Raw genomic sequence first — 11701 nt, 5'->3', positions numbered from 1 at the left:
CTGGGGCGGCGAGGAGGACGGCCTCTACGGGTCCCAGCACTACGTCGACGAACTCAGCCAGGCCGAGATCGGCCAGACCGCGGCGAACCTGAACGTGGACATGGCGGCCTCGCCCAACGGTGTGCGGTCCGTGCATGACGGGGACGGCGCGGATTTCGGCCACGCCGGCCCGGCCGGGTCCAAGGCGATCGAGGACATCCTGTTCCGCTACTTCCAGGAGAACGCGCTGCCCGCCGAGAGCACGCCCTTTGACGGCGGCTCCGACTACGACGCCTTCCTCTCGGCCGGCATTCCCGGCGGCGGGCTGTTCACCGGCGATGAGAAGAGGAAGACCCAGGCCCAGGCGCAATCCTTTGGCGGGGCGGCCGGCAAGGTCCTTGATCCCTGCTACCACGAGGCCTGCGACACCATCGCCAACACCAACCCGGAACTGCTCCAGGAAATGTCGGGCGCCCTGGCCTACGCCACCGTGGCCTACGCAATGGCCAAGACCGGCTAATCGCCTCGTTTGCCGATGAGACCGGGCGTCCACAGGAAGGTCCCCGGCACGGCCACCTCCTGATGAGGGGCCGTGCCGGGGACCTGTGTTTGCCAGGGCCGAAGTGGGTCCTAGGTACCGGCCCCGCGTCGCGCCGGGGCTCCTTGGGGCTGCCGCACGGTGGCCGGCGTGAACCGTGCGCCGGTGTCCGGGAATCCGGGCACGGCGATGCGCGCGTGGGTGTGGATCTCCTCGACGGAGTCGCGCGTGTGTTGCGCGATCTTCTCCATGGTGGTGACCCACATGCCGTTCATGGACTTGACCCGCTCCATCAGCTGTTCCAGGGCCACGGCCTTGGACGGCCGGCCGGAAATGAAGGGGTGGTTGGTCAGGACGAAGCAGCTCCCGGCGGCGTGGTGCGCTTCGGCCTCCAGCGTCCACATTTCCAGGACCTTGGCCGGGCTTTCGATGACACCGCTTCCGGTGACGCCCGGGTAGAAGGCGTACTGCTCCCAATCGTCCAGGGCCCAGTCGACGGGGATTTCGACGAGGTCGCGGGGGTCCCCCTCGGCAACGCTGAAGCGGTAAGGGGCGTCGCCGTCGAGCAGGCTTGAGTCATAAAGGAACCCCCGGTCCGCAAGGAGCGTTGCGGAATGCCAGTTGAGCTCCCACCACGGTGCACGGTATCCAGTCGGCCGGACGCCGGCGGCCTTGGCCAGCGCGTCCAGGCCCCGGTCCAGGTACCGCGCCTCCGTGGCGGCGTCGATGCCCTGCATGGGTTCGTGCAGGTATCCGTGGTGGGCAATCTCGTGGCCGCCCTCCGCGATCCGGCGGACCACGTCCGGGTAACATTCGGCGGTGAAACCCGGGACGAAGAACGTCGCCTGGATGTCCTGGCGCTCGAGGATTTGCAGGAGCCGCGGGACGGCGACCTTCGGCCCGTAGGACTGGTGCGTCATCAGTGACATGCGCCGGGTGCTCTGCGGGTCGTGCGCAATGGTGCAGGATTCGGCGTCGACGTCGAAGGTAAAGGACGCCGCGGCTCGGTGGCCGTCAGGCCAGGTGATGGGGTGGGCGGCGTCGGCGAAAGCGGGGAAGTTCACGGGGTTGATCTCCTGGCTAAGCGGAAGGTGCGGTGGACGGGACCGGAAGGTCGGTCGCGCCAGGGGTGGAGGAAGCTGAGGTCTGTTCGGTGCCGCCGGGGACATCAAGGAACTTTCGGTGGAACCGCGGCCCGAGGACGGCGTAGGCGGCGGCGCTGGACAGTCCTCCGGCGAGCCAGGACAGGTCCCATCCGCCCAGGGCGACGGCGATGGGGCCCTGCATTGCCGGCACCAGCCCGTACATGAACAGCCAGGTGGCGAAGATGCCGATGATCAGGGAGGCGATGCCTGCCGGGTTCACGCCTGGCAGCCGCTTGGTGCCGACGGCGTCGAAGAGCCTGGCTGGATTACCGGGCCAGCGTTTCTCGATCCAGAAGTAGTGGACCAGCATGACCCCGCCCCAGGCAGCCACCCAGGCGACCAGCCCAATCAGCCATGCGTCCAGAACGGAGGCGAAATCCTCCTGGAAGATGAAGAAGACCACGACTGCAAGGGAGAAGACGCCGACGAACAGGTTCAACTTGCGCCTGCTGATGGAGATGTCCAGTGCCTGTGTGGCTACGGAGAAGGTGTAGATGTTCAAGATGTTGGTCGCGATCGGGCCGTGCAGCACCATGAGCAGCACGGGCAGGGCCAGTGCGCCGAAGTTCAGGACAATGAGTTTGCCGGGATCTATCTCTCCTGTATTGGTGGCCAGGCTGGCCCCCAGGATGCCCAGCCAGACGACGGGGATGAACTGGCCAAGCACCGATGCGAGGTAGACCTTGCGTTTGGGCACCGTGGTGCTGACGAAGCGGGAGTAGTCTGCGGCGTAGGTGAACCAGGTGATGCCCCAGCCGATGCCGATCGCCGTCATGACTGCGCTCATCGCGGCGATGCGTTCCGAGCCTTCCAGGATGTGGCCTGCGGGGCCAGCGTAGGTCCAGTTGATCTTCATGCCGAACCAAGCCACGGCCGACATCACGGTCAGGATGATGATGGTCGGCGGGACGGTCCATCTCTCGAACGCGGCGATCGCCTTGTAGCCGAACCAGGCAATGGTTACCTGGGTTGCCATGATGAACGTGGCGATGCCGATCTTCCACGCATAGTTGTGGGCCTCCGGGTCAACCCACCCCAGGGTCCCGAAGAGCGCCATGACCAGATCCAGGATGATCCAGGTGTTGACTGCACACCAACCGATCACCAGAAGGGCCTGAATGGCCGCCGGCAGGTAGTTTCCGCGCCGTCCAAAGGCGGCGCGGGCCAGCACCATGCCGGTCGCTCCCGTCTTTTGGCCCAGCAGGACAAAGCACCCGAAGAGCAGCATCCCGATCAGGTTTCCAAGGACAAGAACGGTGACCGTGTCCGCGAATCCCAGGCCGAGCTGGATGCCGAGCGCTCCGAGCACCCAGTTGATTGGGGCGAGGTTGGCGCCAGCCCAGATCCAGAACTGGCCGGACACTTTGCGGGTCCGCTCCGACTCGGGGATGGGGTGGAGCCACGCTTCGTGGTCTTCGCCGGACTCCGGCGCGGTGCCGGCCGGGGCCGCTGGGGATTTTTGACGCATTGGGAGCCTCCGAGGGTGTGTGGGATTCCTCAAGATTATGTGTCGCAGGCCACATCAGGCCATATACAATGTGTCTAAATAAACGTAGAGCGACGCGACGGAGTGTAATGTCCATTCGTCTTGAAGACGCCCTGAACCATCCGACCCTGGCGGCCGCCGATCCCGTCATCCGGGCTGGGGCCCGGGCTGCCGCGCGGACCCAGCTGCGGTGGATCCACTCCAGCGAAATCATCGACATCGCACCCTTGCTTGCCGGCGGCGAGCTTCTGCTGACAGGCGGCGAAGCTCTCGCCCATGCCTCTGAGGAGCGGCAGGTCAATTACGTTCGCCAACTGGCCGAGCGGGGTGTGGCGGCCGTAGCCATCGAAACCGGGGTGGCCCTTCCGTCTCTCCCGTCCTCAATGGTGGCGGCCGCCGAAGAAGCCGACCTTCCGCTGATCGAACTTCGCGGGGTGGTGCCGTTCGTCGGCGTCATGCAGGCCATCAACTCGATGCTGGTCAGTGACTCGGTGTCCCAATTGCGGCGGGCGGACGAGGCCAGTCACGCAATGGCAGTCGAGCTGGCGCACGGCGGCGGCCTGGACCGGATCCTCGCCGTGCTGGCCGGTATCATCCATGCCGAGGTGACCCTGACTTCCATATCGGGCGCGACCCTGGCCAGCGCAACCCCGGGGCAGCCGGAGGCTTCCGACGCCGACGCCTCCACCGCTGGGCCGCAGGAGCAGGCACGCCTGATCCACATTGACGTTCCGATCCGCGGCATTCTTGCGGCGCAGCTGTTGCTCCGGGTTCCGGCGGGCGAGGACGAGAACCTGGCCCGCACAGCCGGGAACCGCTCAGTGGACATTCTGGCCCTGGCGCTGCTGCAGCGAATGTCTCCGGGGCTCAAGGAAGTCGCGGGGGCGGCCCTGCTTCGCGCGATAGATTCGGGCAGCCAGGCCTGGCGGCTCCAGCAGCTGGCGTCCGCGGCCGGGATCCCGCCGGCTGCCGCGCTCATGGCCATCGTGATCCGCTCCGACATGCTCCAACAGCTCCGGGCGCCCGTGGAGCGCCTTCTGACCCGGGGGGCGCAGCCGAGCGCCACCTATGTCGACAACGCCGAGCTCCTGGCGGTGGCCCTCCTCCCGGGCGATAATCCGCGCGAAAGCCGGCACGCGCTCCTGGCCGGCCTGCGGGGGCTGCCAGCGCTGGCCGATACGCTCGTGGCCGTCGGCCCGCTGGCCGCAGGGATATCGGAAGCTCCCTGGTCCCTGTCGGAAGCCAGGCTCACGCTGGAATTGGCGGACGCGCTGGGAAAGACCCCCGCGGCAACAGAGGGCCCGCACTGTCCTGTGATCGATTCCGAGGCATTCGCCGTCGAACGCCTCGCGGTTGGGAGCCTGGATACCGAGCAACGGCAGAACTTCGTGCGCCAGCAGCTTGGCGCACTCCTGGACCATGATGCCCAACGCAATTCGCGGCTGCTCGATACCCTGGCCACCTGGCTGGATTCCGGATGCAACACCGCCCAGGCGGCCAGGGAGCTGCACGTGGAACGGCAGTCGATGCATCAGCGGCTGCAGCGGATCTTCGAGCTGTGCGGCGGCGACCCCCGGCGAACAGGCCGGCTCGCGGCGTTGCATTTGGCCTCGCGGCTGGCCCGGCTGAGCTGAGGCGGGTGGGCTGCGCTTGCCGGCCCGGCGTTAGTCGTTGCTGCGGGACGCGCGGCCGCCCAGCCGTCTGGTGATTTTGTCGGCCGCAGCCGCGCACGCTTCGCCCAGGCTCTGGAGAGCTTCGCGTGAGACGCGGAACCGGGGCGCCGAGATCAGGACGGCCGCTGCGATGTCGCCGCGGTGGTCGTAGACGGGGGCGGCCACGCCCACTTCGTCGATGGAGGATTCGCCGTAGTTGATGGCCCAACCGCGAGCCGTCACATCCTTGAGCTTGATCTGGTAGCCATCCAGGCCCGCATCATCGAGTCCCGGGTAGCTGATGGCTCCGCTGCGCAGGAGTGCGCGGACGCGTTCGACCGGCGCGGCGGACAGGAAGACCTGCACGGAGGCGCTCATGGCGTCCGTGTACCGGGCTCCCAGCGGGGTGGTGTGCTTGATCTGGTGGTGGCTGGCGATCTGTTCCACGCACATCGACTCGGCGCTGTTCCACACCATGAGGGCGCTGGTTTCGCCGGTCCGTTCGGTGAGTTCACGCAGGACCGGGTACGCCACGCGCCGTTCTTCCAATTCGGCCAGCAACGGTCCGGCGACGGCGATCAGTCCCAGCCCCAGCCGGAAGCGGCGGGTTTCCGGGTCCCGTTCCACCAGGTGCTCCTGTTCGAACGTGGCCAGGATCCGGGAAACCGTACTCTTGTGCAGGCCCACCCGGTTGGCGATCTCGGTGACCCCGAGCAACGGTTCGTCGGCCGTGAATGTTCGCAGCACGGCGATGGCGTTGACGATGACGGAGGTGCCCTTGGTGTCGCCGTTTCCGGTGGTTTCGGGAGATTCTGCTGGGGTCATGGTGTCTACCATCATTCCGTATGAGGACCGAAAAGCGGCGCCACGGTGGACGTGGCGCCGCTTCTGCTGTCCGTCCCTTTCAGGGGCGTGGTCCGGTCAGGCGCCCACGATGTTGTATTCCGGGCCGAAGGGGAACTTCGTGATGTTCTCGGCTCCGTCCTCACCGACCACCAGGATGTCGTGCTCACGGTAGCCGCCGGCGCCGGGCTGGCCGTCCATGACAGTGATCATGGGTTCCATGGAGACCACCATGCCCGGTTCCAGCACGGTGTCGATGTCCTCGCGGAGCTCCAGTCCGGCTTCGCGGCCGTAGTAGTGGCTCAAGACGCCGAACGAGTGTCCGTAGCCGAACGTCCGGTTGGCAAGCAGTCCGTGGCCCACGTAGATCTCGTTCAGCTCGGCGGCGATGTCCTTGCAGACAGCTCCGGGCTTGATGAGCTCGAGGCCGCGCTTGTGGACTTCCACGTTGATGTTCCACAGCTCAAGGGAGCGGGCGTCGGGTTCGCCGTAGAACAGGGTGCGCTCCAGTGCGGTGTAGTAGCCGGAGGTCATGGGGAAGCAGTTCAGGGACAGGATGTCGTGCTCCTGGATCTTCCGCGTGGTGGCCCAGTTGTGCGCGCCGTCGGTGTTGATGCCGGACTGGAACCACACCCAGGTGTCACGGATTTCCGAGTCCGGGAAGGTCCGGGCGATTTCGTGGACCATGGCTTCGGTGCCGATCAGGGCGACCTCATATTCGGTGATGCCGGCGGTGATCGCGTTGCGGATGGCTTCGCCGCCCAGGTCCCCGATGCGGGCTCCGTGCTTGATCACCTCGATCTCCTCTGCCGATTTGATCATCCGCTGGCGCATCGCGGCCTGGGCCACGTCCACCAGGGCGGCCCCAGCAAACGCCGCCTGGATCTTGTTCCGGTTGTCCAGCGGGAGCGAATCGTCTTCGACGCCGAGCCGGCGGGGGTTAATGCCGCGGGTGCGCAGCACCTCCTGGATGGCGAAGATGTAGTTGTCCCGGCGCCAGTCCGTGTACACCACGTTGTCGCCGTAGCTGCGCCGCCACGGCATGCCGGCGTCGATGTTCGCCGTGACGGTCACTGTGTCGTCCTTGGTGACCACCATGGCGTAGGACCGGCCGAAGTAGGTGAAGAGGAAGTCGGAGTAGTACTTGATGGAGTGGTAGCTGGTCAGGACGACGGCGTCCAGGTCCTTCTCTGCCATGATGCGGCGCAGTCCGCCCAGCCGGCGCTCAAATTCGGCGTTGGAAAAAGTCAGCTTTTCCTTCTGCCCGTTGTGCAGGACTTTCAGTCGCTCCAGTTCGGCGATGGACGAAGCGTTGTTGGAGGTTGCGATGGTCATGGTGGTGGTGCCTTTCTGCAGTGCTGTTTTTTGGAGGGGAAAATTGGGGCGTCGGCCGGGTCTACTCGTGGCGCAGCGGTTCTTTGCTGGTTTCACGGGACAGCACTACGGCGATCAGGGAGATGGCCGCGGCGCCGGTCAGGTACCAGGCCGGCGCCAGGTCATTGGCCGTCGCGGCGATCAGGAGCGTCGCCATGAACGGCGCAGTGCCGCCGAACAGCGCGTTGGAGAGATTGAAGCTGACGGCGAAGCCGCTGTAGCGGACACGGGTGGGGAACATTTCCGCCAGGAAGCTCGGGAGGGTGCCGTCATTGAGCGTGAGCATGCCGCCCAGCAGGATCTGGACCAGGACGATCACCAGGAAGTTCCCGGTGCCCAGCAGGGCGAAGGCCGGCACGGTCAGCAGGATGAAGCTCAGGGATGCGGCGATGAGGACCTTTTTGCGGCCGTAGCGGTCCGAGAGCATTCCGGTCAGGAAGATGAACCCGATGTACGTCACGAGGGCGATGGTGGTGGCCAAGAAGGATTCGGCCGCGCCGAGACCGAGTTCCGCGGACAGGTACGTGGGCATGTAGCTCAGGATCACGTAGAACCCGACGGCGTTGAGCAGCACGGCTCCGACGGCCTTCAGCAGCAACCGCCAGTGGTTCCGGAAGAGGCTGGATACAGGGGCCTTGATGGCCTGGTCCTCCTCTGCCAGTTCGCGGAAAACCGGTGTGTCTTCCAGCTTGGTGCGGATGTAGCGTCCGATCAGGCCCATCGGGGCGGCGAGCAGGAACGGCAGGCGCCACCCCCAGCTCTGCATCGCCTCGGCGCTGAGCACGATGGTCAGCAGGCCCGCGAGCAGGGAACCGAGCAGCAGGCCCGCGGCCGTGCTGGCAGGAACTACCGCCGCGTACAGGCCGCGTTTGTTGGCCGGGGCGTACTCCACCAGGAAGGCGGACGCGCCGGCGTATTCGCCCGAGGCGGAGAAGCCCTGGACGACGCGCACCACCAGGAGAAGGATCGGGGCCCAGATGCCGATGGCGTTATACCCCGGGATAAGGGCGATGCAGAAGGTCGCTCCGGACATGATCAGGATTGACAGGGAAAGCGCGGTCCGGCGCCCCACCCGATCGCCAATGTGGCCCCAGACGAAGCCGCCAAGCGGCCGCACCAGGAACGAGATGGCGAACAGGGCGAAAGTCAGCAGAAGCGCGGTCTGGGGATTGGACTCGGGGAAGAAGACCGCGGCGATTGTTGCGGCCAGGTAGCCGTAGACGGCGTAGTCGAACCATTCGACGAAGTTCCCGATGAAACTTGCGGCGACCACCCGCCGTCGGGTCTCCCTGCTGACCACGGGATCTTGCCCTCCCGGGGCCACACGGCCGCTCAACGTGGCCTGTCCGGAGGAAGTACTGCCATGCCCGCTATTCGACTCCGGGCTGTTCGGACCCGCAAGTGGGGCCGAGGAGGAAGTTTCGTTACTCATGTGTCCACCAAAGTGTTTTTGGGGTTGCAGTCAGTGCAACGCTGTTGCACCAGATTATGCGTGACGCATGACACAGTCAATGCTTTTTCGTTTTCGGTTAGCGAATTTTGCACGACTGGATCGCGGCCACGCACTGTCCTCCAAAGCTGCACCCAGGGATAGTCGTTGCGTTCAGCGAAATTTGGTTGCAGAATCGACGTCTCGGCGAGATGCCCTCAGTGAAGCGCCAACATCGCTCCCGGGCGATCTATTGACACCGTCATGTGACGCCTGCCATATTTTCGGGTACGCGCTATGTGCATCGTGTTGTGTAATACGCAATCATGTGGAGGGTTCCCTCCGCAGCGTGCGCTGAGCGGGCCAGCCGGTCCGGTTCGAGGCCCAAGGCGTCGGGCAGGAGCGTCGCTGGGCCGGAAGAAGATTTGGAACCGCAACGAGTCAGCTTGATTGGCAACGGGGGCCGTTGCCAAAGAGCCCCGGGCTCAGGAAAGGAACACACGAATCATGGTTCACAAAGTAAAGGCCGTCATAGCCAAGGAAAAGAATGCCCCGGTCTCCGTTGAGACCATCCTGGTGCCGGATCCCGGACCGGGCGAGGCCCTGGTGGACATCCTCACCTGCGGCGTCTGCCACACGGATCTGCACTACAAGCAGGGCGGAATTAGTGACGATTTCCCCATCCTGCTCGGCCACGAGGCCACCGGTGTGGTCAGCGCCGTAGGACCGGACGTCACCGAAGTGGCCCCCGGGGACCGCGTGATCCTGAACTGGCGGGCCGTGTGCGGCGAATGCCGCGCCTGCGCCAAGGGCCAGCCGCAGTACTGCTTCAACACACACAACGCCACCCAGAAGATGACGCTCGAGGACGGCACGGAGCTCTCGCCCGCACTGGGCATCGGCGCTTTCGCCGAGAAGACGCTCGTCGCCGCCGGGCAGTGCACCAAGGTCGACGAGGACGCCGATCCCGCCGCCGTTGGGCTGCTCGGCTGCGGTGTGATGGCAGGCATCGGCGCCGCCATCAACACGGCCGAGGTCAAGCGGGGCGAATCGGTGGCGGTGATCGGCTGCGGCGGTGTGGGTATCGCTGCGATCGCCGGCGCGAAGCTGGCCGGCGCGACGACGATCATCGCGGTGGACATCGATGCGAACAAGGTGGAAATGGCCAAGTCCCTCGGCGCCACCCACGGCGTGGACTCCTGCAAGGAAGACCCGGTCGAGGCCATCCGGGCGCTGACCGGCGGCAACGGTGCCGACGTCGTGATCGAAGCGGTGGGGCGCCCCGAAACGTACAAGCAGGCGTTCTACGCCAGGGACCTCGCCGGCCGCGTGGTCCTGGTGGGCGTTCCGACGCCGAGCATGTTGCTTGAGCTGCCGTTGCTGGATGTCTTTGGCCGCGGCGGGTCCCTGAAATCCTCCTGGTACGGCGACTGCCTGCCGTCCCGCGACTTCCCGATGCTGGTCCAGCACTACAAGCTGGGCAACCTGGACCTGGACGCCTTCGTAACCGAGCGCATAACGATCGACCAGGTGGAAGAGGCGTTTGCCAAGATGCACGAGGGCAAGGTTCTGCGTTCCGTGGTTGAAATCAGCTCGGTGGCGAAGGTCGGATGAGCGTCGCCGTCGAGAACCTCGTCACCTCGGGCACTTTTTCGCTCGACGGCGGCACCTGGGAGGCGGACAACAACGTCTGGATCGTGGGGACCGAGGACGAATGCGTGATCATCGATTCCCCGCACGATGCCTACCCCGCGGGCCATCCATAACCCGGGCCACTCCCCCGGCTCCACCTGCTTCCTCCTTGAGGGCAAAGGGACGGTGTTCAGCGGAGACACGCTGTTCAACGGCGGCCCGGGCGCCAGGCAGGCCCTTCAGCAACTACACAAGCATCGTCGCCTCGATCCGGGAGCGGCTGCTGACGCTGCCTGCAGGGACCGTGGCCCAGGCCGATCCCGGACCGCGCAGTCGCTGCTGCGCCTGAACTACCGCGGCGGCTTCGACTGCCCGGGTTGCGCCTGGCCAGAATCCGACAAGAAGCGCAAGGTTCGTGGACGCCGCGTTCATCGAAGCGCAGACGGATGGCTTCGACGCGTGCCGCGGGGCCGGCCGGGAGCTTGACTGGGCGGAAACCCGACCCTGGCGGCACTGGACAAGGAGTTCGGGATCCAGTCACCCCACCTTCGCGACACTCGAGGGAAACAAGTCACCCACCCACGGATCTCCCAGGGTGGGTGACTTTTTCTGACCCGGTATGGTCGCGCTTAATTGAGCCAGGAATCTACAACCTGCTGATTCGCGTCCACCCACTTCTTGGCCGCGGCCTCGGGCGTCATGCCGCCCTGGATGTCCGTGGCGACGGCATTCTGGTCCTTGTTGGTCCATTTGAAGGCCTTGGCCAGTTTGGCTGCAGGTGAGCCGCTGTCATCGAACTTCTTGGAAATGACCTTGTTCAGCGTGTACGTCGGGTAGTCGCAGGCCACCTTCTCCGGTTCGCTGTCGCAGCCTTCGGTCCACTTCGGCAGATTGACCTTCTTGAGTGGGACCTCGGAGAGGAACCACTGCGGCTCGTAGAAGTAGCCCAGCAGCGGCGTCTTGTTCTGCTCCGCCGTCCGGAACGACTGGATCAGCGCCGCTTCCGAACCGGCGAAAACCACCTTGTAGTCGAGGTTAACGTTTTTCACGAGCGCCTCGTCATTGGTTACGAAGGCCGGGTCGCCGTCGAGGAGCTGGCCCTTTCCGCCGGATTCGGACGTTGCGAACATGGAAGCGTACTTGTTCAGGTTCTTGCTGTCGGTGATGTCCGGGTACTTTTCTGCCATCCACGGCGGTACGTACCAGCCGATATGTCCTTCATTGCCCGTTGGGCCGGCGTCGACAGCGACTTTCTGCTCCGTGATGTACTGCTTGGCCAGATCCTCATGCCCCCAGTTTTCCATCACGACGTCCACTTCGCCTGAGGCAAATCCCTGCCAGGAGATCTGCTCGTTCAGGTCCTTCTGCACCACAGTGCAACCAAGCTTGTTCTTCGCCACGTAGCTGTACACGGCTGCATTCGCCGTGTAACCCACCCAGGCGTTGAGCGCAACATTGACAGTTCCGCACGGCGCACCGGCGGCACCGGTGGCAGCAGCCACCTGGTTGACGGATGCACCGCCGCAGCCTGCCAGCAGGAGGGCGGCGGCAGCAGCCCCTGCCACCGCCGGGACAGTTCGTTTCAACAGCAGTCCAGCTTTTTTCATCGTTAGATCTCCTTGT

9 protein-coding genes and 1 pseudogene are annotated in these 11701 nt (G+C 65.2%); 4 read left to right on the top strand and 6 right to left on the bottom strand.

The genetic code is table 11. From position 1 onward, the window contains the following. Positions 1-499, top strand: a 499-nt coding sequence (locus tag BLQ10_RS09235; protein WP_139164204.1) for a M28 family peptidase, incomplete at its 5' end; no start/stop codon positions are given. Between the two features lie 110 nt (positions 500-609). On the opposite strand, the gene BLQ10_RS09230 is transcribed toward BLQ10_RS09235, so the two are convergent. Both BLQ10_RS09230 and BLQ10_RS09225 read right to left on the bottom strand, forming a co-directional pair. Next, positions 610-1581, bottom strand: coding sequence for a polysaccharide deacetylase family protein (locus tag BLQ10_RS09230; protein WP_091560988.1), 972 nt, complete (start codon positions 1579-1581; stop codon positions 610-612). A gap of 16 nt (positions 1582-1597) precedes the next feature. Beyond that, positions 1598-3130 (bottom strand): purine-cytosine permease family protein, encoded by a 1533-nt coding sequence (locus BLQ10_RS09225; RefSeq protein ID WP_091560985.1) that lies wholly within the window; start codon positions 3128-3130, stop codon positions 1598-1600. Positions 3131-3237: 107 nt separating this feature from the next. Between BLQ10_RS09225 and BLQ10_RS09220 the strand changes: the two genes are divergently transcribed. Then, positions 3238-4782, top strand: coding sequence for a PucR family transcriptional regulator (locus BLQ10_RS09220; RefSeq protein WP_091560982.1), 1545 nt, complete (start codon positions 3238-3240; stop codon positions 4780-4782). A 30-nt stretch (positions 4783-4812) separates the two neighbouring features. Here BLQ10_RS09220 and BLQ10_RS09215 read toward each other — a convergent pair whose 3' ends face one another. The 3 genes from BLQ10_RS09215 to BLQ10_RS09205 all read right to left on the bottom strand — a co-directional run bounded on the left by BLQ10_RS09215 (position 4813) and on the right by BLQ10_RS09205 (position 8449). Beyond that, the gene (locus tag BLQ10_RS09215; RefSeq protein ID WP_254785482.1) at positions 4813-5625 is read right to left on the bottom strand and encodes an IclR family transcriptional regulator; all 813 of its coding nucleotides are present in this window, start codon (positions 5623-5625) and stop codon (positions 4813-4815) included. 96 nt (positions 5626-5721) lie between these two features. Continuing rightward, a complete protein-coding gene (locus BLQ10_RS09210; RefSeq protein ID WP_091560977.1) occupies positions 5722-6978 on the bottom strand; it encodes an aminopeptidase P family protein in 1257 nt (418 codons plus the stop codon). A 61-nt stretch (positions 6979-7039) separates the two neighbouring features. Next, on the bottom strand, positions 7040-8449 hold the full coding sequence (locus tag BLQ10_RS09205; RefSeq protein WP_091560974.1) for an MFS transporter: 1410 nt from the start codon (positions 8447-8449) through the stop codon (positions 7040-7042). A 504-nt stretch (positions 8450-8953) separates the two neighbouring features. Here BLQ10_RS09205 and BLQ10_RS09200 point away from each other — a divergent pair. Both BLQ10_RS09200 and BLQ10_RS09195 read left to right on the top strand, forming a co-directional pair. Further along, complete coding sequence (locus BLQ10_RS09200) at positions 8954-10060, top strand: S-(hydroxymethyl)mycothiol dehydrogenase (RefSeq protein WP_091560972.1); 1107 nt, start codon at positions 8954-8956, stop codon at positions 10058-10060. Continuing rightward, a pseudogene (locus BLQ10_RS09195) lies at positions 10057-10427 on the top strand (MBL fold metallo-hydrolase). Before BLQ10_RS09200 ends, BLQ10_RS09195 begins: the two are co-directional and overlap by 4 nt. Before the next feature lie 280 nt (positions 10428-10707). Here the strand turns inward: BLQ10_RS09195 and BLQ10_RS09190 are convergent. Beyond that, positions 10708-11685, bottom strand: a complete 978-nt coding sequence (locus BLQ10_RS09190) for an ABC transporter substrate-binding protein (RefSeq protein WP_091560969.1) — start codon at positions 11683-11685, stop codon at positions 10708-10710. Positions 11686-11701: the final 16 nt, after the last annotated feature.

This window comes from Arthrobacter sp. ok362 (genome assembly GCF_900102785.1).
Classification (GTDB): Bacteria; Actinomycetota; Actinomycetes; order Actinomycetales; family Micrococcaceae; genus Arthrobacter.
Note: the sequence above shows the minus strand (reverse complement) of the source record. Positions and strands in the feature narration are given on the sequence as shown.